17 protein-coding genes are annotated in these 18,548 nt (G+C 74.5%); 5 read left to right on the forward strand and 12 right to left on the reverse strand.

Going from position 1 to position 18,548, the window contains the following annotated elements; translation table 11 throughout:
* Positions 1–17: 17 nt before the first annotated feature.
* Positions 18–299 (reverse strand): SHOCT domain-containing protein, encoded by a 282-nt coding sequence (locus tag ACFY2L_RS11610; RefSeq protein WP_390657123.1) that lies wholly within the window; start codon positions 297–299, stop codon positions 18–20.
* Between the two features lie 1,022 nt (positions 300–1,321).
* Entirely contained in the window at positions 1,322–2,197 is an 876-nt protein-coding gene (locus tag ACFY2L_RS11615) for a universal stress protein (protein WP_390822149.1), read from the reverse strand.
* Between the two features lie 170 nt (positions 2,198–2,367).
* Between ACFY2L_RS11615 and ACFY2L_RS11620 the strand changes: the two genes are divergently transcribed.
* The 4 genes from ACFY2L_RS11620 to ACFY2L_RS11635 all read left to right on the forward strand — a co-directional run bounded on the left by ACFY2L_RS11620 (position 2,368) and on the right by ACFY2L_RS11635 (position 5,507).
* Complete coding sequence (locus ACFY2L_RS11620; RefSeq protein ID WP_390822150.1) at positions 2,368–3,186, forward strand: universal stress protein; 819 nt, start codon at positions 2,368–2,370, stop codon at positions 3,184–3,186.
* 116 nt (positions 3,187–3,302) lie between these two features.
* Complete coding sequence (locus tag ACFY2L_RS11625; protein ID WP_390656733.1) at positions 3,303–3,608, forward strand: DUF1876 domain-containing protein; 306 nt, start codon at positions 3,303–3,305, stop codon at positions 3,606–3,608.
* 47 nt (positions 3,609–3,655) lie between these two features.
* Positions 3,656–4,555 (forward strand): pyridoxamine 5'-phosphate oxidase family protein, encoded by a 900-nt coding sequence (locus ACFY2L_RS11630; RefSeq protein WP_390656734.1) that lies wholly within the window; start codon positions 3,656–3,658, stop codon positions 4,553–4,555.
* Between the two features lie 94 nt (positions 4,556–4,649).
* Positions 4,650–5,507, forward strand: coding sequence for a universal stress protein (locus ACFY2L_RS11635; RefSeq protein ID WP_390822412.1), 858 nt, complete (start codon positions 4,650–4,652; stop codon positions 5,505–5,507).
* 28 nt (positions 5,508–5,535) lie between these two features.
* Here ACFY2L_RS11635 and ACFY2L_RS11640 read toward each other — a convergent pair whose 3' ends face one another.
* The 7 genes from ACFY2L_RS11640 to ACFY2L_RS11670 all read right to left on the reverse strand — a co-directional run bounded on the left by ACFY2L_RS11640 (position 5,536) and on the right by ACFY2L_RS11670 (position 12,250).
* On the reverse strand, positions 5,536–6,201 hold the full coding sequence (locus tag ACFY2L_RS11640) for a DUF4389 domain-containing protein (protein ID WP_390656735.1): 666 nt from the start codon (positions 6,199–6,201) through the stop codon (positions 5,536–5,538).
* Between the two features lie 21 nt (positions 6,202–6,222).
* The gene (locus tag ACFY2L_RS11645) at positions 6,223–6,924 is read right to left on the reverse strand and encodes a CBS domain-containing protein (protein WP_390656736.1); all 702 of its coding nucleotides are present in this window, start codon (positions 6,922–6,924) and stop codon (positions 6,223–6,225) included.
* A 282-nt stretch (positions 6,925–7,206) separates the two neighbouring features.
* A complete protein-coding gene (locus ACFY2L_RS11650) occupies positions 7,207–8,070 on the reverse strand; it encodes an isocitrate lyase/phosphoenolpyruvate mutase family protein (RefSeq protein ID WP_390656737.1) in 864 nt (287 codons plus the stop codon).
* A 165-nt stretch (positions 8,071–8,235) separates the two neighbouring features.
* Positions 8,236–9,108, reverse strand: a complete 873-nt coding sequence (locus ACFY2L_RS11655; protein ID WP_390656738.1) for a potassium channel family protein — start codon at positions 9,106–9,108, stop codon at positions 8,236–8,238.
* Positions 9,109–9,219: 111 nt separating this feature from the next.
* Entirely contained in the window at positions 9,220–10,182 is a 963-nt protein-coding gene (locus ACFY2L_RS11660) for a pyridoxamine 5'-phosphate oxidase family protein (RefSeq protein WP_390822151.1), read from the reverse strand.
* 67 nt (positions 10,183–10,249) lie between these two features.
* Positions 10,250–11,611 (reverse strand): nicotinate phosphoribosyltransferase, encoded by a 1,362-nt coding sequence (locus tag ACFY2L_RS11665; protein ID WP_390822152.1) that lies wholly within the window; start codon positions 11,609–11,611, stop codon positions 10,250–10,252.
* A gap of 36 nt (positions 11,612–11,647) precedes the next feature.
* Positions 11,648–12,250, reverse strand: coding sequence for a hypothetical protein (locus tag ACFY2L_RS11670; RefSeq protein WP_390656741.1), 603 nt, complete (start codon positions 12,248–12,250; stop codon positions 11,648–11,650).
* Between the two features lie 376 nt (positions 12,251–12,626).
* On the opposite strand from ACFY2L_RS11670, the gene ACFY2L_RS11675 reads away from it, so the two are divergent.
* Positions 12,627–14,168 (forward strand): AAA family ATPase, encoded by a 1,542-nt coding sequence (locus ACFY2L_RS11675; protein ID WP_390822153.1) that lies wholly within the window; start codon positions 12,627–12,629, stop codon positions 14,166–14,168.
* A gap of 182 nt (positions 14,169–14,350) precedes the next feature.
* Here the strand turns inward: ACFY2L_RS11675 and ACFY2L_RS11680 are convergent, their stop codons facing one another.
* From ACFY2L_RS11680 to ACFY2L_RS11690, 3 genes are read right to left on the reverse strand one after another with little or no spacing between them, the layout of a single operon-like run.
* Complete coding sequence (locus ACFY2L_RS11680) at positions 14,351–15,007, reverse strand: potassium channel family protein (protein WP_390656743.1); 657 nt, start codon at positions 15,005–15,007, stop codon at positions 14,351–14,353.
* The gene (locus tag ACFY2L_RS11685; protein ID WP_390822154.1) at positions 15,004–15,663 is read right to left on the reverse strand and encodes a potassium channel family protein; all 660 of its coding nucleotides are present in this window, start codon (positions 15,661–15,663) and stop codon (positions 15,004–15,006) included. The genes ACFY2L_RS11680 and ACFY2L_RS11685 overlap by 4 nt, the downstream gene beginning before the upstream one ends.
* Positions 15,660–18,479, reverse strand: coding sequence for a cation-translocating P-type ATPase (locus ACFY2L_RS11690; RefSeq protein WP_390656745.1), 2,820 nt, complete (start codon positions 18,477–18,479; stop codon positions 15,660–15,662). The genes ACFY2L_RS11685 and ACFY2L_RS11690 overlap by 4 nt, the downstream gene beginning before the upstream one ends.
* Positions 18,480–18,548: the final 69 nt, after the last annotated feature.

The raw sequence follows: 18,548 nt of genomic DNA on the forward strand, positions 1-18,548 counted from the left end.
CGGCCATGGCCGTGCGATCAGTTCTTGCCGGGCCGGGGTTCGCCGCCGGCCCGCAGAACGGTCAGGCGGCGGCGGTATTCGTCCTCGTCGATCTCCCCGCGGGCGAAGCGTTCGGCGAGGAGCTGTTCGGGGGTGGTCCTGGGCGGTGCCGCGCCGGTCGTCGCCCCCGGGCCGGCCGGCCGGGACAGGGCCCGGAACAGCAGGACGCCGCAGGCGATCAGCGCGGCCCAGAAGAGGACCATGCCGACCGACATGGTGAACCAGCCCCACCCACCGGGGTCATGGCCGTACCAGAGCATCGCGGTCACCCACTTCCTCACGGTCGCCGGACGCGGGCCTCACACCCGTGATCCCGGCGCCCGTCTTCACGGTCGTCCTGCGTCCACTCGCCCGTCATGGGCCGAAGAGCCCCGATCCGCCGGGCCTTGGGCCCTGATGCCGCGGGCCGGTCGGCGCACGCCGGGGCGAGGGCGGCCTCCTCGGGCCTCCGGCCCGATGGGGACCGCCGGAGGATCGTGCAGGGTGTGGTGCGCCGAGCGGTGCGCGGCGACCGCGAGCGGGGCCGCACGGCGCCGGGCGGACAGTTCGGGCGGCGGCACCAGGACCACGCGCCGGATCCGACGCGGGCGGTCCGGTCTCCGCGTCCGGGTGTCCGTACGGACCCGCGGTCCGGCGCGTGGCGGTCCGTGGCGCTCCAGAGGGCGGCCCGCGTGGAAGGCGACGCAGGTGGCCCTCGGCGCGGCGAACGACTCGACCGGAGCCGGCACGGTGTCCGTACCGCCCGCGTCCAGGGGCCGGCCGACCTGGAGCCGGTGGCCCGGACGTCCACCGCGTACGTGTCACCGTCGACGTGGGTGCCCTCCGGCCGGTGCGCCTCCGGCCTCCCTCGCGGCCCGCCGGCCGTCGCGTCCGGTGCTGTGCTCGTCATGGCCATGGCGCCCCCCTCGCCGCGGTCCGCCGCTGTTCCCGGCGGACCGCGCACGGCGCGGCGGGCCTAGGTCGTGTCCGCAAAGTCCCGCCTGCCTCGCGACGCCCGGCACGTGCTCTCGCCGCACCGGGCGAAGCCCGAGTACACCCGGTACGAGGCCTTCCGCCCGGCACGCCGAGAGCACGCTCCCCCACGCTCGGCTTCGCTCGCGCGGGAGGGGCCCCACGACGCCGCGAGGCCCGCCCTGCGGGCGAACGGCGGGACCTCGCGGACACGACCCAGGGGCCGATCGGGTGAGGGGCGGGACCGTGCGGGCCTGGCGCCGTCCCTCACGGCGGAAGGACCGTCCCCCGCCGGCCACCGTCGAGGCCAGGCGGTCCTCCCGGGTCCGCTTCAGTCGTGCGGGACCACCGCGACGGGGCAGCGGGCGTGGTGCGCGGCGGCCTGGGCGACGGGCCCCAGGCGCGGCCCCGCTCCGGCCGGGTGCCTGCGCCGGCCCACGACGAGCAGGTCGGCACCCTCGGCGGCCCTCACGACGGCCCTGGCGGGGCTCTCCAGCCGCGGCACGTCCGTCACGACGACGCCGGGGAACTTCTCCCGCCAGGGGCGCAGGACCTGGTCGAGCCCCTTCTGCACGTCGTGCGCGATCTCCTGGGTCACCCCGTGGTCCGAGCCCCAGGGGGCGTACGCGTGCAGCGGGACGCCCCGGCCGTGGACGGCACGCAGCGGCACGCCCCGGGCGGCGGCGGTGGCGAAGGCGAACTCGAGCAGGTCCTCGCACGGGCCGTGGAGCTTCAGCGCCACCACCACGCCGCCCGCCGCCGTCGGGGCGGGCCGCCCCGGCTCCCCGGGCTGCCGGGCCCGTACCAGCACCACGGGCCGCTCCGAGCGGGCCACGACGGGCATGCTGATGTCGCCCAGGAAGTAGCTCTCCCAGGGCGTCAGTCCGCGCGAGCCGAGGACCAGCATCTCGGATTCCGACGCCGCCTGGAGCAGGGCGTTCTGCGCGTCGTCGGCGACCAGATTGCCCACGACGGTGAGTCCGGGGTGGCCGGCCTGGAGCTCCGCCTGGGCGTTGTGCACGAGCTTCTTCGCCCAGTAGTTCTGGTCGATCTCGGAGCGGACGTTCGTCGGCTCCGGCACCAGCAGGGGCCACGCGTGCAACAGGCGCAGGGTGAGACGGCGCCGCTCGGCCTCGTCGGCGGCCCAGTGGGCGGCCGCATGGCTCTCGGGTGAGCCGTCGAGACCCACGGTCAGGGCTGGTTCCATGGCGACTGCCTCCGTCTCGTACGAAGCTGGAAGGACGGTGAGCGTCGGCGCAGACCGGCAGAGCACGGCGCTTCTACATCGAGGACTACCCCAGATCTCCCCGCGCCGCATGTGGTCCCCGGCCCGACGGCGCCCGGCGTTCGAAGTCCGCAACGACGGAGGTGGCGGCGGTGACGCTTCCCCTGGTGGCCGGCATCGACGGGTCCGAGGCGAGCCTCGAGGCGGTGGACTGGGCCGCCGACGAGTCGCTCCGGCACGGCGTGCCGCTCCATCTCGTGCACGCGGCCGTCGCCGGCCACGAGGCGCCGGACCTGATCGACGTCGCCTGGGAGCGCGCCCGGCGCGGCACACCGGCCGTGCGGCTGTCGAGCGAGGTGGTGCACGAGGACGCGGCCGCCGCCCTGGTCGGCCGCGGGCGCAACGCCTTCGCGCTGGTCCTCGGGTCGCGGGGCCTCGGGGATCTCGCCGGCCTGCTGCTGGGCTCGGTCAGCCTCGCCGTGGCCGCCCACGCGACGTGCCCGGTCGTCGTCGTACGCGGCGGAGCCAAGCACCGGCACGGCCGGTTCGGCAGCGTCGTCGTGGGCGTCGAGGACGGGGAGGGCAGCGACACCGCGGTCCGGTTCGCGTTCCGCGAGGCCCGCGCGCGGCACTGCCGGCTGGTGGCGGTGCACGCCTGGAGCGCCCCGGCCGCGAACGCCGGACCGCCTGGCCTGGCCGGGTACGCGCTCCAGACCCGCCGGCGCCCGCCGGCGCGGGTCCTCGCCGAGGCGCTGGCCGGCCCCTTCGAGCACTACCGGGAGGTCGAGGTGAGCAGTGAGGCGGTCGAGGGTCCGGCACGGCGCGCCCTCCTGGACGAGGCGTCCCACGCCGACCTGCTCATCGTCGGAGCACGCCGGCGCCGCGGGCACGTCGGTCTGCAACTGGGCCTCGTCAACCACGCGGTGCTGCACCACGCGCCGTGCCCGGTCATGGTCGTGCCGAGGATATGAACGGCCCCCGCGCGGGCGAAGGACACCCCGGGCGCCCCGCGCCCGGGCCCGGCCCGCGACGAACCGCACACGAACCGCACCCGACGTACCGACGTACCGACGTGAGGAGCAGAACGATGCCGCATACCGTGGAGTGGAAGGTGCGTCTCTTCCTCTTCGAGGAGGACGACGACACCAAGGCACGCGTGGTGCTGAACACCGGCACCACGGAACTCACCGGCCACGGCGCCGCGCACCGCAACCCCGCCGACCCGGAGGTCCCGGAGATCGGCGACGAACTGGCGGCGGGCCGTGCCCTGCACGACCTCGGCCGGCAGCTCGTGGAGGTCGCCGGCCGTGACATAGAAGCGATGAACCCGCCCGCGAACGGGCGCACCGCCGGTCCGGGCACCGGCTGGCCGATGCCGGAGCAGACACCGTGAGCATGAGCGCCCACACGCCGGCGGCATCCTGAGGAACGGTGGCGATCATGCGAGCTCAACTCGGCGACCGGCTCGTTGTGGAGCGCCCGGGCACCGGTGCCGCCAGGCGCGACGGCGAGATCGTGGGGCTCCATCACCCGGACGGTTCCCCGCCCTACGACGTGCGCTGGTCGGACACGGACGAGGTGACGCTGGTCTTCCCCGGGCCGGACGCGCACATCCGTCATCCCGCTCACGAGGCCCCCGGCACCCCCGGGGACCAGGGCGGCACCGGGGCCCACGGCGCCCTGACCGGCCGGACCCCCAACCCCGGCGACGTGGGCCGGCGCGTCGCCGCCGAGCGCGCCCGCCGCGGTCTGTCCCGGGAGGAGACGGCCCGCCGCGCCGGAATGGCACCGGAGTATCTCGCCTATCTCGAGGAACAGCCCTCGGACCCGACGGTGGCCACCCTCATCAAGCTGTCCGACGCGCTGGGCACCAGCGTCACGGCCCTGCGCGGGGGCGGCGGCGACGTGCCGCCCGGCCAGGGCACGGCGCTCCTGCGCCCGCGCCTGCGCGACCTCGATCCCGAGGAGTGCCGGGCCCGCCTCGGCACGCACGGCGTCGGACGCGTCGCCGTGTCGGCACCGGACGGCCCGGCGGTCGTCCCGGTCAACTACGACGTGGTCGACGACGCGGTCGTCTTCAGGACGGCACCGGACTCGGCCCCCGCCTCGGCCGTCGGGAGGGAGGTCGCCTTCGAGGTCGACCATGTGGACGAGACCATGAGCCAGGGCTGGAGCGTCCTCGTCGTCGGCCCCGCCCGCGCGGTCACCGAACCCGACGCGGTGCGGGAACTGGCCGCCCGCGCCCACACCAGCCCGTGGGCCGGGGGCGAACGGGACCTGTGGGTGTCGATCCGGCCGACGCGCGTCACGGGACGCCGCGTCCTGCCGGCGGAGGACTGAACGGGACCGGCGCACGTGTCGCGGGGGACCGGGGACGGTGCGACGGTAAGGACAGGCAAGTCTCGGGGTGCCGACCGGGAAGGCGGTGGCGACGATGGAACTCCCGCTGGTCGTGGGCGTCGACGGATCGGATTCCAGCTTCGAGGCGGTGGACTGGGCGGCGGACGAGGCGGCGCGCCACGGGCTGCCCCTGCGGCTGCTGTACGCCTCCCTGTGGGAGCGCTACGAGGGCGTCCGCCCGTCGTTCTCCACCGGCCGTCCCTCCGAGGAGGTCATGGCGGAGAACATCGTCGCGTCGTGCGTGGAACGCGCCCGGCGGCGCACCCCGGAACTGAAGGTGTCGGGCGAGGTCCTGCCCGACGACGCCGTGTCCGTGCTGCTGAACGCGGGCCACGCGTCCTTCGCCCTGGTCACGGGTTCCCGCGGCCGTGGCGAGCTCGCCGGGCTGCTGCTCGGGTCGGTCGGCCTCACGGTGGCCGGCCGCGCCGTGTGCCCGGTCGTCGTCGTCCGGGGCGGGCAGCGCAACCGGCAGGGCTCCTACGGCCGGGTCGTGGTCGGCGTCGGCGACTCGCCCGAGGGCTCCGAGGCGGTCCGGTTCGCCTTCGACGAGGCGCGCACGCGCGGCTGCGCCCTGCACGCCGTACGGGCCTGGCGCCGCCCCGCCCGTGAACACGCCGGCGACGCCGCGGGCGCCGACGAGGAGAGCGCCTCCGCCCTCCTCACCGAGTCGCTGCGCGACGCCGTCCGGGACCACCCCGGGGTCGAACTGCACCGCCAGGTGGTCGAGGGCACCGCCCACCGGGTCCTCCTCGACGCCTCGACGGCCGCCGATCTGATCGTCGTCGGCGCCGAGCGGCGGCACGGCCTCTTCGGTCTGCAGCTCGGCAGGGCCGCGCACACGCTGCTGCACCACGCCGAGTGCCCGGTGGCGGTGGTTCCGCAGCGGGACTGAGCGGACGCGTCCCGCCGCTTGACCGGGGTCAGGGCACCAGCGGGCGGTCGTCCGGCTCGGTGCCGCCCATGTCGAGGCGGAACGGCGGATAGACGTCCGTCATCAGGGAGGTGTAGGCGGCGACCCGCAGCACCCATCGGTTCAGACCCGTGACCAGGTCGAACAGGTCCCGGGGGTACTTCTCGGTGAACGTAAGGATCACGGCGGCGATCACCGTCAGGAGGGCCACCAGCCCGCCGTCCCACCAGCCGAGGTGCCAGCCGCCGACGAAGAAGCCGACGACGATGTAGTGCGGGATGGCCAGCAGCCACCACTTCACCAGGACCAGGCCCCGGGAGAGCCGCTCGGGGTAGGCGATGTCCAGCCGGGCCGGGTAGTCGGGCTCCTCACCGAGGCTGAACGGCGGGTAGCGGTCGGTGGCCAGGGTGCCGTACGAGTAGAAGGCGACCCGCCAGGTCCAGCGCAGCACTCCCAGGTTGAAGTCGAACAGGCCGCGCGGGTAGCGCTCGGTGAACAGGATCGCGAAGAAGGCGATCACGGAGACGACGGTGAAGGCGATCCACAGGAAGAACAGCACGATGCAGTGCGGGATGATCAGGATCCACTTGACCAGCCACAGCCAGCGGGACAGCGGGGCGTCGAGCCGCGCGGTGACCCGGACCGGGCGGTCGGGCAGGGGGGTCGGAGACGTCATGGCGCTCAGCTCCACTCTCGCTCAGGTGGCCAGTCCGGCGCGGCGTGCCGTGTCGTCGCCCGGCGCCGCGGAGGTGTCGTCCACCCGGTGCTCCAGCCGGGCGGACACGTCGACGACACCGTCCACCCCCTGGCACAGCCGGACGACGATCGGAACGAGGGACTTGCGTTCGACGGTGCCCGTCAGCGTGACGCGCCCGTCGACGACCCGCACCGTGACCGCGCCGGGGCTGATCCCGAGCGTGCGCAGCAGGACCTCCCCGGTGATCTCCTCGCGCAGGGCGCTGTCTCCCCGCAGGAACACGCGGAGCAGGTCGGCCCTGCTGACCACGCCGACCAGCCTGTCGGTCTCGTCGACCACCGGCAGCCGTTTGACGTGGTGGCGCTCCATGACCTGGGCGGCCTCCACCACGCTCCACTGCGGCCTGGCCGTCACGGCCGGACTGTTCATCAGCCCTTCGGCGGTCGTGGCCGCCGCCTTGGCGCCGGCGGACGGCTCGGGCCGCGGACCCGGCGGCTGAGCGGACGGATCCAGCTGGGCGGCCTCCTTGCGCAGCAGGTCGGCCTCGGAGACCACACCCACGACGTGTTCGTCGTCGTCCACGACCGGTACGGCGGTGACGTCGTACTCGGCGAGCAGTTTGGCGATCTCCTTGAAACCGGTGTCCCGGTGCACCCGGACGACCGTGGTGGTCATGAGGTCGCTCACCATCCGGTGCCACATGGTCCCGCCTCCTGATGTCGTGGGCGTTCTCCTCCTTCCACTCTCCGCCCGGCGCTCGGTGCCCGCATGGGCCGGCCGGCCCCGAACAGGACGGTTCCGAGGGGGGCCGGACGGCTCCTCGGCTGCCTGACCTCGGGTCATCCGGTCCGCCGAGGAGGACGCGGCGGAGCGGCGCGGTGTCCCCCGAACGGGCCTACGCGCCGCCGCACCGGCCCCGGCGGAGCGCCAGGACCGGGCCGCGGCGGCGGCCGGGGCGACGGACCGGGCCGAGGCGGAGGCGGCTCACAGGCCCACCCGTTCGGGTTCGGCACGCAGGCGCGCGATGTTGCGTTCCAGCAGGGCGGTCGCGGCGCGCACCCCCACACCGCGGGCCCCGTCCAGCTCGGGCAGGCGGCCGTCGGCCCGCTTGAGGCCGGCCAGCGCGGAGTCGATCGCCTCGTGCGCCGCGAACAGACACGGGGTGCTGTAGATCGCCACGTCGACGCCCAGCCCGGTCAGCTCGCCCAGCGACAGCCGGGGCGACTTGCCTCCGGCGATCTGGTTGAACAGCAGCGGTTTGTCGCCGACGACGGCACGGATCCGGCGGATCCACTCGACGCTGCGCACCCCGTCGACGAGGACCACGTCCGCGTCGGTGGCGGCCAGCGTCCCGGCACGGTGCAGGATGTCGTGCTCGTCGGTGGCGTCGGTGCGGGCCACGACGACCAGGTCGCGCCGGGTGCGCAGCACCATCTCCAGCTTGGCGAGGTACTCGTCCAGCGGCAGCACCTGCTTGCCGTCGGCGTGGCCGCAGCGGCGCGGCCGCTTCTGGTCCTCCAGGATCACGCCCGAGGCCCCGATCCGCTCCAGGCCCTCCACCACGTGGCAGGCGACCTCCGGGTCCACGTACCCGTCGTCGATGTCCACCAGCAGGTGGTGCCGCGGGAAGGCGCCCCGCAGACGCTGGACGAACGCCACCATGTCCGGCCAGGCGATGAAACCGATGTCCGGCAGTCCGTAGTACGAGGCCGCGAATCCGAACCCGGAGACGAACAACCCGTCGTAGTGCTCGGCCGCGATCGACGCCGAGTACATGTCGTGGACGCCGATCAGCGGGGTCGTCCCCGGACTGACGATCTGTTCCCGCAGCTTGTTGCCGTGGCTCAACGTCCTGCTCCTCCCATGAGGCCGAGGCTTCAACACCGTGCGCGGGAACGCCGTGCCGACACGGGGACCTGCGCCGGGACAAGAGAATTTCGCTGTCGGGACGCGGCTTTCTCCCCGTGCCCGCCTCCCTCACTCCAATGGCGCAGCCGGTTCACCGCAGAAACGTCACTGGCCGTCGCGGCCGTGGTCGGCGGCGTACGCGGCGAACACCTCCGCGGGCGCGCCGCCCGTGTGGAGGAACCGCTGGTCGAGGATGGTGGCGAGGTCCTTCAGCGCGCCGGCGAGCAACGCACCCGCCAGCCGCACCTCGGGCCGCTCCGCCTCCTGCCCGCGCCGGGCGAGCACGGTGGCGTAGCCGACCATGGCCGCCAGCGACGAGTGGTCCTCCCCGTCATGGAAGTAGTACGCCTCCGCGTACTGGGTGAAGTCGATGCGCACGCGCGCGACTTCGGTCGCCAGGCCGTCCAGCAGCAGGGCCCCCGCGGTGCAGTCGATCTGCCGCGTCGTCGGAGCCGCGTCGCGCAGCAGCGCCAGCCGGACCGCCAGGACCCTCCTGCGGGTCAGCGCCGGATAGATCTCCAGCACCCAGGAGACGGTGGCCGTCAGGAGCGCGAACCCGATGAGGGCCTCCAGCGGTGAGACCAGCCGCAGCCAGCCCTCGTCGGGCGCGATGTCGCCCAGCCCCAGGGTGGCCACGGTGACGAGCGACAGATACAGGGAGTCGAGCAGCGCCGGCTCCTGCGCCGCCTTGGACCCCGGGGAGAAGGAGAACGCTCCCGGCATGTGGGGCCAGTACACGATCGCCCAGCCGAGGACGACCATGACGGTCCACATGCCCACGACCGTGACCATGGCGAGCGGCCCGACCAGCCCGACCACCCGCCCGGGCGCACGGAAACGCCGCGCGAGTCGCCACAGCGCCGTCATCACGAGGCGGCTCAGACCGCCGTGGCGGGTGGGGTGCCAGAGCGTGTGGAACAGGTCCCGCAGGGTGATCATGACGAGCCCGGCACCGACGAGCGAGACCAGCCACTTCATCCATGTCTCCCACGGCCTGTCGCGTGCAAGGGAACCCGCTTCCGGAGCCTAGGCCCTGTGCGGCCCGGCGGCGGGAACGGAGACGGTGGGAACGGGTGGCCGCCGCCGGTGTCACTCGTCCGCCGGGCTGATGCGGCGGCCCGTGAGGTGGGCGGGCCGGATCGACACCCACATCTCCCGTGCTCCGCCCGCCCAGGGCGTGGTGTGGGCCCCCTCGGTGAGCCTGCGTACGGCGTCCGGCTCCGTCACGGCGCTCGCGGGGCCCACGGCGAGGACGCTCCAGCCCTGACTCGATGCCTCGTCCAGGTGGTCGACCTCGAAGGCGACCTCGGTCCCGACCGCTGCCGACGGCGTGGAGTCCGGCGCGGTCCGGAACACGATCGCGTCGTCGACGACCTCGTAGTTGACCGGAACGACCGCGGGCCGGCCGTCGGCCGCGGACACCGCGACCCGCCCCACGCCATGGGTGGAGAGCAGGGCGCGGCACTCCTCCGGGCCGAGGTCCCGCAGCCGGGGACGCCGCAGCGCGCGGCCCTGACCGGGGGGCTCGTCCGCTCCGCCTCCGCGCAGGGCGGTGACGGTGGTGCCCAGCGCGTCGGCGAGCCTGACGAGGGTCGCCGCACTCGGGTCGGCGGGCCGTTCCTCCAGGTACGCGAGGTAGCCGGCGGACATCCGCGCCCGGTGGGCCGTCTCCGCACGGCTGAGGCCCAGCCGGTGGCGTTCGGCGGCCACCCGGCGGCCGATGTCACCGTGGTGGAACGCCCCGGGTGCCGCGGGCGGCGTCCGGGATGCCGCGGATGTCCCGGGCGCCGGGGCGGCCGCGGTCCCGGTTCCCGCCGCGTGCCCGCCCGCCGCCGAAGGACCGTGCGCGGTCCCCGGATGCCCGTGTTCGAGATGGCGGATGTGCGCGTCGGGCCCGGGGAACACGAGCGTCACTTCGTCCGTGTCCGACCAGCGCACGTCGTAGGGAGGCGTTCCGTCCTCGTGGTGCAGCCCGACGATCTCGCCGTCGCGCCTGGCGGTGCCGGTCGTCGTGCTCTCGATGACGAGTTGATCGCCGAGGTGGGCTCGCATGACGCCTCCCTCTCCTCAGGGTGGTGCTGCATCCAACGTGCCACGCGCGACGGGCGGCCGCACGGGGTCACCGCCCGGCGGCACCGGGGACGGTGCGGGCGTGGACCGGCAGTTGCTCCTCGATACGGCGCCGGACACGGGCGGTGAGCGCGCTCAGCCGCTCGGAGGTGGTCGCGCGGGGCGCGACGGGCGCGTGGATCCTGCGGGCGGCCGGGGGCAGCATGTCCAGGTCCGCGGCGAGTCTCTCCCGGCACTCGGCGAGCGAGGCCCTGGGGCCGGTGCGCCGCCCGTCGAGCATCACCGTCTCCAACAGCGGAACCCCGTCCTCGGGGGGCCGCTCGGTCATGAGACCGATCACGTCGGCGCAGCCGGGCCGGCGGAACACCTGTTTGCGGCCGGGGGCCGTCACCTTCGCCGACGAGAGCTTCATCACCGGGTGGCCGTCGAGCTCCACCAGCTTGTAGGCGGAGTCCAGGTACGGCGCGTCGGCCGACACCCCGACGCGGGTGCCCACCGCGTACGTGTCGATCGGCGCCCCGGAGCGGACCAGGTCGTCCACGGCGTACTCGTCGAGACCGCCGCTGGCGACGATCCGCACGTCGGGCAGTCCCGCGTCGTCGAGGATCGCGCGGGCCCGTGCCGCCAGGTCGCCGAGGTCGCCGCTGTCCAGCCGTACGGCGGAGCCGGGCCCGCGGTCCAGGTCCCGCAGGACGCGTGCCGCGACACGCACGCCCTCCTCCGTGTCGTAGGTGTCCACCAGCAGGGTCACCGGCCCGGGGTGGGACCGGGCGAACGCGCGGAAGGCGTCCTCCTCCGTGGCGAACGCCTCCACGAAGGAGTGGGCCATCGTGCCGACGGCGGGGATGCCCTCGGCGGTGGCCGCCGCCACGTTGCTGGTCCCGGCGAAGCCGGCCATCGCGCCCAGACGGGCGGCCTGGAAGCCCGCCTGCGGGCCGTGGGTGCGCCGCAGGGCGAAGTCGACGACCGGGTGACCGGCCGCCGCGAGCACGCAGCGCACGGCCTTGGAGGCGATCGTCGTCTGGTGGCTGAGCAGGTTGAGCACATACGTCTCGGCCAGTTGGGCCTGCGGAAGCGGTGCGGTCACCTCCAGCAGCGGCTCGCCCGCGAGCACGATCCGCCCTTCGGGTACCGCGCGCACCTGGCCGGTGAACGTCAGGCCGAGCAGCGGTTCCAGGTCCCGCGGCGGCCGGTGCAGCGCGGAGGCGAAGGCGTCGACGTCCTCCGGGCCGACCCGGAGACCGGTCAGGTGGTCGAGTGCCGACTCCAGCCCCGCCGCCACCAGGAAGCCGCGTTCAGGCGGCAGGTCGCGGACGAAGAGGCTGAACGTCGCCTGGCCGGTCGTGCCCTCCCGCAGGTAGCACAGGGCCATCGTGACTTCGTACAGATCGGTGGTCGTGGCGTCCGACATCGGTGTCACCTCCCGGTCCGCGGCCGGTCCTGTCCGTCACCGGTGGAAGCGGGCCGACCACCGGGGCTCGACCAGCTCCCACTCGGCGTCCCACCGCGCGTACCTTCTGCGGTCCAGGGCCAGGCGCGTGCCCGCCCAGGCCGCATAGGCCCCGGCGGCCACGCCGAACGCCGCCATGCCGCCCACCAGCCAGCCGGTGGTCGTCGCGTTGAGCGTGCTCACCGGCGCGGTGGTGACGGTTCCGTCCCGGTCCACCCACACCCGCACCGCGGTGCCCGCGGGGGTGCCCGGCTTCACCAGGGCCGCTCCCGTGCGCACGGTGCCGTCGGGGTCGGTCCAGCGGACCTGCGCCGGCTGCTTCGCCCAGTCTCCGTCGCTCTCGACGCCCGCGGCCACCCGGGCCGTGACCTGGTGACGCTCCGCCGCCTGGACCCGCACCGTGCGCATCGAGGCCTCGTACGCCGTGAGTCCCGCACCGACCGCGGCGGCCGGCACACCCAGGAGGACAACCACGATCAGGACGCGGCGGAACCAGCGTTCGAACCTGTCGGACGCGCGCCGCAGGGAGGTCGCGCCCGGGGACGGGCCAGGACCGCGCCCCGGCGGCGGACCGGAGTACGGCGAACCGTGCGTGCTCATGACTCGGCCTCCAGCGACTCGTCGGCCGTCCCCCGCCATCCGCTCCCACCGTCGAACGGCACCGCTCCCGGAGCACTGGGCCGAAGGTCCCTGCCGGTCCGACTTCCGGCCCGGATCCACGAGGCGGACCCACCCGACCCCGCCGTCCGCGCATGCGCCGGGGAAGGGAATGGGGTACTCCTCGAAGGAGGGAAGCGCCGCGCCCGGCATGCCGGCGACGTCCGGACCAGGCACGTCATCGGACTCGGTCGTCACCGTCACCCGCCGCCGCGTCAGGCTTCGTACGAGACGGAGGCCGCCGCCATGGCATCTCACCCCGGTCCTGTCAGCCGGGCCGCCATCCACCACGGACGCCGCCCCGGCGCCGTCGTCCCCCATGACTGAGCCCGGCCACGACGGCGGGCAGCCGCCGCGCGCGGAGGTGTGCGAGACCCATTCCGCGATCGTGTTCTTCGTCGGGGACCGGGCCTACAAGGTCAAGAAGCCGGTGGACCTGGGATTCCTGGACTACACCACACCGGCCGGACGCCGGGCCGCGTGCGCGCGCGAAGTCGCCCTCAACCGCCGCTTCGCCCCCGACGTGTACCTCGGCCTGGGAGAGTTCCGCGGCCCCGGCGCGGAGGCGCCGGAACCCCTCGTGGTGATGCGGCGCATGCCCGCGCACCGACGCCTGTCCCACCTGGTACGAGAGGGGGAGGCGCTGGACGAGGTCCTCAGGTCCGTCGCCCGGCACCTCGCCGCGTGGCACGCCGACGCGCCCCGCAGTCCCGAAGCGGACGCGCAGGGCACGCGGGACGCCCTGTCGTCGCGGTGGGAGGCCGGCTTCGCGCAGGTCCACGCGATGGCGGAGGACGGCCCGGTGCCCGACGGCGTGACCGAGACGGAACGGCTCGTGCGGCGCTATCTCGCCGGCCGCGAGGGGTTGTTCGCGGCCCGCATCGCGCAGGGCCGGGTGGTCGACGGTCACGGCGACCTCCTCGCCGAGGACATCTTCTGCCTCGACGACGGCCCCCGCGTCCTGGACTGCCTGGAGTTCGACGACCGGCTGCGCTGCGTCGACGGCCTCGACGACGCCGCCTTCCTCGCCATGGACCTGGAACGACTCGGCGCACCCGAGGCCGCCGCGTACTTCCTCGCGCGGTACGGCGAATACTCCGGCGACCCCGCGCCCCCGTCCCTGTGGCACCACTACGTCGCCTACCGCGCGTTCGTCCGCGCCAAGGTCTCCCTGATCCAGGCCCGCCAGGGCGCGCCCGGCGCGGAGACGGCGGCACGCCGGCTGGTCTCGACGACGCTGCGCCATCTGCGCACCTCCGCCGTCGGCCTGACCCTGGTCGGCGGGCTGCCGGGCAGCGGGAAGTCCACCCTCTCCGGCGCGCTGGCCGACCGCCTGGGGGTCACCCTGCTCAGCAGCGACCGCCTCCGCAAGGAACTGGCGGGCATGCCCCCGGAGCGGTCGGCGGCGGCCGGCTACGGCGAGGGGCTGTACACGGCCGAATGGACGGCGAGGACCTACGCCACCCTCCTCGACCGGGCGGCGGCCCTGCTGTCCGCGGGCGAGTCCGTCGTCCTGGACGCCACCTGGTCCGACCCCGCGCAGCGTGCGGCGGCACGGCGCGTGGCCGAACGCACCTGCTCGGACCTGGTGGCCCTGCACTGCCATGCGCCCCACGACGTGTCGGCGGCCCGCCTGAGGGCGCGCGCTTCCGCCTCCGGCCATTCCGTCTCCGGCCACTCCGACGCCGACCTCGGCATCGCCAACGCCATGGCGGCCCGGGAACCCCCGTGGCCGGAGGCGGTGGCCGTCGACACCAGCGGCCCGCTGGAGTCCGCGGTCGCCCGTGCCCTGACGGCCGTACGACCCTGGGGAACCGGCCAGGCCCCGGTCTTCCGCCGCCCCTACGGGGAGCCGGACTGACGGCCGGCGCGGCAGCGAGCGGGGGGCGGGTGGCCCGGAGCGCCGGGCGGTCGCGTGCACCGGAACCCGACCGGAAACCCGTGCACCGGAACCCGACAGGAACCCGTGCACCGGAACCCGACAGGAACCCGTGCACCGGAACCCGACCGGAACCCGTGCACCGGACCCGCACCGGAACCCGATCACTGGAACGCGGCGTGGATCTCCTGCTCGGTCGCGGTGTGCGAGACGAGCAGGATCTCGTCACCGGGGCGGAGCCGGACCGCGGGGTCCGGTACGGTCGGCTGCCCGTCGCGGACGATCGTGGCGACGACCGTCCCCTCGGGCAGCCGGACGTCGCCCAGGGCCCGGCCCGCCGTCCTGGACCGCGGTGTGATGGCCGTTTCGATGACGTCGACGCCGGCCTTGCTGAGCCGCAGCAGGGCGACCGTGTCGGTGGCCCCGGTGGCCTCCTCGATGAGGGAGATCAGCGGGGTGGCGGCGGGGACGGCGACGTCCACGCCCCAGCGCTCGTCGAACAGCCAGGCGTTGTCGGCGTCGTTGAACCGCGCCGCCACGCGGGGCACCGAGAACTGCCGTTTGGCGAGCAGGCTGATGACGAGATTGTCCTCGTCCTCCCCGGTGGCGGCGATGACGAGGTCGGCGGTCAGGGCCCCGGCGTGTTCCAGGAGGGCCGGTTCGCAGGCGTCGCCGGCCACCAGCCGCACCGGGACGCGGTCCTGGAGCTCGGCGACGCGGTCGTCGTCGATGTCGATCAGCGTGACCTCGTTGTGGGCCGCGGAGAGCACCTGGGCGATCTGGGTGCCGAGCCGCCCCGCTCCGGCGATGAGCACGTTCACGTCCCCAGCTCCTTGTCGAGAAAGCCGCGCAGCCTGCCGAGCGCGGTGGCGGCGACGGCGAAGGTGACCAGGTCGTCCGCCTGGGCTGAGGTGCCGTGTGCGGGAATCAGCGAGTGGCCCCCGCGGGTGACCTCGACGACGCGGATCTCCCCGTCGACCTCGAACTCGGCCAGCCGCCGTCCGATGAGGTAGTCGGGCACCTCGGAGCGGACGAGCACCGTCTCGCCGTTGCCGAAACCGAGCTCGGGGCTCAGATGGCGGTGCAGCAGCATCTGGTGGATGCGGTGCACGGTCCAGCGGACGCTGGCGATGGTGGGGATGCCGAGTTCGCGGTAGATGTCGGCGCGCCGTGGGTCGTAGATCCGGGCGAGGACGATCGGCACCCGGTAGGTCTCCCGCGCGGTGCGCGCGCTGACGATGTTGCTGTTGTCCCCGGAGGTGACGGCGACGAAGGCGTCCGCGTGCTCGACACCGGCGGCCTCCAGCACGGAGCGGCTGTAGCCGTTGCCCTCCAGGAAACGGATGCGGGGGCTGTCGGGCAGCCGCCGGGCCGCCTTGGGACGCCGGTCGACGACCCGCACGTCGTGCCCTTCGGAGGCGAGCAGACCGGCGAGGGTGGCCCCCACGCGTCCGCAGCCGACGACGATCACCTTCACCGTGGGGCTCCTTTCCGGCGGTCGGCACGGTGGCGCAGCCACCCCTTGCGTACCTCGTCCGCGATCAGGGGGAGGGTTCCGAGCCCGGCCAGCACCGCCCAGTCGGCGGCGTCGAGCGGGGCGGTGTTGAAGACGGCCTGCAGCGGAGGCGCGTAGCTGATCGCGGCCATGAGGGCGACGCCGAAGCCGCCCGCCGCCAGCAGGGCCGGATTGGACAGCAGCCCCACCTTCAGAAGGCTCTGCCGGTCGGTGCGGACCGCGAGCGCGTTGAAGAACTGGCTGAGCACGATCCCCGCCTGGACCATGGTGATCGCCTCCCGGTAGACGGGCGTGTCCTCGGTGAAGTCGTCGAACGGGATGCCCGAGGACCCGATGTGCCAGAAGAAGACGGCGGTGACGCAGAGCGCCTGGATGCCGCCGAGGAACAGGATCCGTCCCACCACGGAGGCGGAGAACAGCCGTTCCCGGCGGGAGCGCGGCGGGCGCTCCATCACGTCGGGCTCCGGGGGTTCGGCCCCCAGGGCCAGGGCGGGCAGTACGTCGGAGCCCAGGTCGATCGCCAGGATCTGCACCGCGCTGATGGGCACCAGCGGGAAACCGGCGAAGGTCGCCGCCAGGATCGGGACCAGCTCCCCGATGTTGTGACTGAACAGGTAGACGAGGAACTTGCGGATGTTCTGGTAGACCGCCCGGCCGAGTCGCACCGCCGCGGCGATCGAGGCGAACGAGTCGTCCAGCAGCACCATCGAGGCCGCCTCCCGCGCCACGTCGGTGCCCGAGGCCCCCATCGCCACCCCGATGTCCGCGTGCTTGAGCGCGGGGGCGTCGTTCGCGCCGTCCCCGGTGACCGCCACCACCTCGCCCCGCCGCTGGAAGGCGGTGACCACGCGCATCTTGTGCTCCGGGCTGACCCGGCACAGCAGCAGCTCGGACGGCTCGGCCAGCAGCGCGTCGAGCGCCTCCTCGTCCATCGCGTCGAGCCTGGCGCCCGTCACCACGACGGGATCCGGCCCGCGCACGATCCCGACCCGCCGGGCCACGGCCTCCCCGGTGAGCGGGTGGTCGCCGGTGACCATGACGATCCGGATACCGGCCCGGCGGCAGGCGGCGACCGCGTCGGTGACCTCCGGCCGCGGCGGGTCCAGCATGCCGACCAGTCCCAGGAGCGTGAGCGAGGACTCGGCCTCGTCCTGTGCGGGCCGGGGCCCGTCCAGCTCCCGGCGCGCGACGGCGAGCACCCGCAGCCCCTGCGACGCCAGCGCGTCACCCGCGGCCAGCACCGCCGCCCGGTCCTGCGCGGTCAGCGGCCCGCCCCGCCCCTCCCACTCCACCTCGGCGCAGCGCGCCAGCAGCTCGGCGGGCGCGCCCTTGACGCACGCCTGGTAGCCCGTGCCGCTCTTGTGCACCGTGGTCATCAGCTTGCGGTCCGAGTCGAACGGAAACTCGGTCACGCGCGGAGCCGCCGCCTCCTCCGCGCCCGGGTCGAGACCGGCCTTGGCCGCCACCACGAGCAGCGCGCCCTCCGTGGTGTCGCCGAGCACCCGCCAGTGCCGGCCGCCCTCGGGCGGCACGAGACGGGCGTTGCAGCACAGGCTCGCCACCCGGAGCAGCTCGCGCACCGGCGCCGCGTCGGCGACCTCCCCGTCCGGGGCGTAGCCGACACCCGTCACCGGGTGCGTCGCGCCCCCCGCCCACACCCGGGTGACGGTCATCTCGGCCTGGGTGAGCGTCCCGGTCTTGTCGGTGCACACCACCGTGGTCGACCCGAGCGCCTCCACGGCCAGCAGCTGCTTGATCAGAGCGCGGCGGCGCGCCATCCGCCGGACACCGATCGCCAGGGACACCGAGAGGGTGGCGGGCAGCCCTTCCGGCACCATCGCCACCATGACCCCCAGCGCGAACACGAACAGGGGCACCACGGACTCGCCGGTGGGGAGCCGTACGGCGAACATCAGGGCGCCGATCGCCAGGGCCGCTCCCGCCACCCGCCGCGCCATCGAGGCCACCTGGAGCTGCAGCGGGGTCTTCTGCCGCGGGGCCGCCGCGGCCAGCCGGTAGATCCGCCCGAACTCGGTCGCCGCACCCGTGGCACAGACCACCGCCCGGCCGGATCCGGCGACCACGTCGGTTCCCATGAACACGCAGTTGCGGGCCTCCAGCGGCGGCCCGGCCGCCACCGGATCGGCGGTACGGCCCACGGCGTTGCTCTCGCCGGTCAGCGGCGCGTTGTTCACCGCCAGCTCGTGCGCCTCCACCACCCGGCAGTCCGCCGACACGGCGTCCCCGGCCTCCAGCACCACCACGTCGCCCGGCACCAGCTCCCGGGCGGGCACCTCCCGCCGCTCACCGCCGCGCAGCACCCGGCACGCGTGGGGCACCATCGCCTCCAGCGCCTGGGCCGTCCGCTCGGCCGAGTACTCCTGCGCGAAGCCGATGACCGCGTTCAGCACCACGACGCCCAGGATCGCCAGCGCGAGCTGCAGGGTGCCCACGTCACGCGGTTCCTGAAGCTCGTACGCCAGAAAGGTGATCCCCGACGCGACGATCAGCAGGACCGCGAACAGGTCCGTGAACTGCGCCCCCAGCTGCCGCCATACGGCGCGGCCCTTCGTACGGGGCAGTTCGTTGGGCCCGTACCGCTCCAGCTCCGCCCGCGCCCGCTGCGCCGACAGACCGCGCCGCGAGGTGCCCAGCGCGGTGAAGACATCGGCGGCGGCGAGCTCCCGCACCGCGGGAGGCGGACCGGAGCCGGACGCGGCGCCGGCCGCCTCCTCCGCCTCCGCGCCCGGTACCGGCGGGTCCGTACGGGCGCGCATCACACGCACCCGTACGGTGCCCCGACGGCCGGCTCCCGCCGAAGCGGGCGAAGGGCGCGGAGGGCCTTG

The sequence above is a fragment of the Streptomyces sp. NPDC001381 genome, from assembly GCF_042895685.1.
In the GTDB taxonomy this organism is placed as follows: domain Bacteria; phylum Actinomycetota; class Actinomycetes; order Streptomycetales; family Streptomycetaceae; genus Streptomyces.

What these genes read in the sequence shown, in the direction of transcription:
- ACFY2L_RS11610 (WP_390657123.1), bottom strand. Translation starts at nt 299, where the DNA reads ATGCTCTGGTACGGCCATGACCCCGGTGGGTGGGGCTGGTTCACCATG.
- ACFY2L_RS11690 (WP_390656745.1), bottom strand. Translation starts at nt 18,479, where the DNA reads ATGCGCGCCCGTACGGACCCGCCGGTACCGGGCGCGGAGGCGGAGGAG.
- ACFY2L_RS11655 (WP_390656738.1), bottom strand. Translation starts at nt 9,108, where the DNA reads ATGAAGTGGCTGGTCTCGCTCGTCGGTGCCGGGCTCGTCATGATCACC.
- ACFY2L_RS11625 (WP_390656733.1), top strand. Translation starts at nt 3,303, where the DNA reads ATGCCGCATACCGTGGAGTGGAAGGTGCGTCTCTTCCTCTTCGAGGAG.
- ACFY2L_RS11670 (WP_390656741.1), bottom strand. Translation starts at nt 12,250, where the DNA reads ATGAGCACGCACGGTTCGCCGTACTCCGGTCCGCCGCCGGGGCGCGGT.
- ACFY2L_RS11645 (WP_390656736.1), bottom strand. Translation starts at nt 6,924, where the DNA reads ATGTGGCACCGGATGGTGAGCGACCTCATGACCACCACGGTCGTCCGG.
- ACFY2L_RS11660 (WP_390822151.1), bottom strand. Translation starts at nt 10,182, where the DNA reads ATGCGAGCCCACCTCGGCGATCAACTCGTCATCGAGAGCACGACGACC.
- ACFY2L_RS11630 (WP_390656734.1), top strand. Translation starts at nt 3,656, where the DNA reads ATGCGAGCTCAACTCGGCGACCGGCTCGTTGTGGAGCGCCCGGGCACC.
- ACFY2L_RS11615 (WP_390822149.1), bottom strand. Translation starts at nt 2,197, where the DNA reads ATGGAACCAGCCCTGACCGTGGGTCTCGACGGCTCACCCGAGAGCCAT.
- ACFY2L_RS11640 (WP_390656735.1), bottom strand. Translation starts at nt 6,201, where the DNA reads ATGACGTCTCCGACCCCCCTGCCCGACCGCCCGGTCCGGGTCACCGCG.
- ACFY2L_RS11675 (WP_390822153.1), top strand. Translation starts at nt 12,627, where the DNA reads ATGACTGAGCCCGGCCACGACGGCGGGCAGCCGCCGCGCGCGGAGGTG.
- ACFY2L_RS11665 (WP_390822152.1), bottom strand. Translation starts at nt 11,611, where the DNA reads ATGTCGGACGCCACGACCACCGATCTGTACGAAGTCACGATGGCCCTG.
- ACFY2L_RS11635 (WP_390822412.1), top strand. Translation starts at nt 4,650, where the DNA reads ATGGAACTCCCGCTGGTCGTGGGCGTCGACGGATCGGATTCCAGCTTC.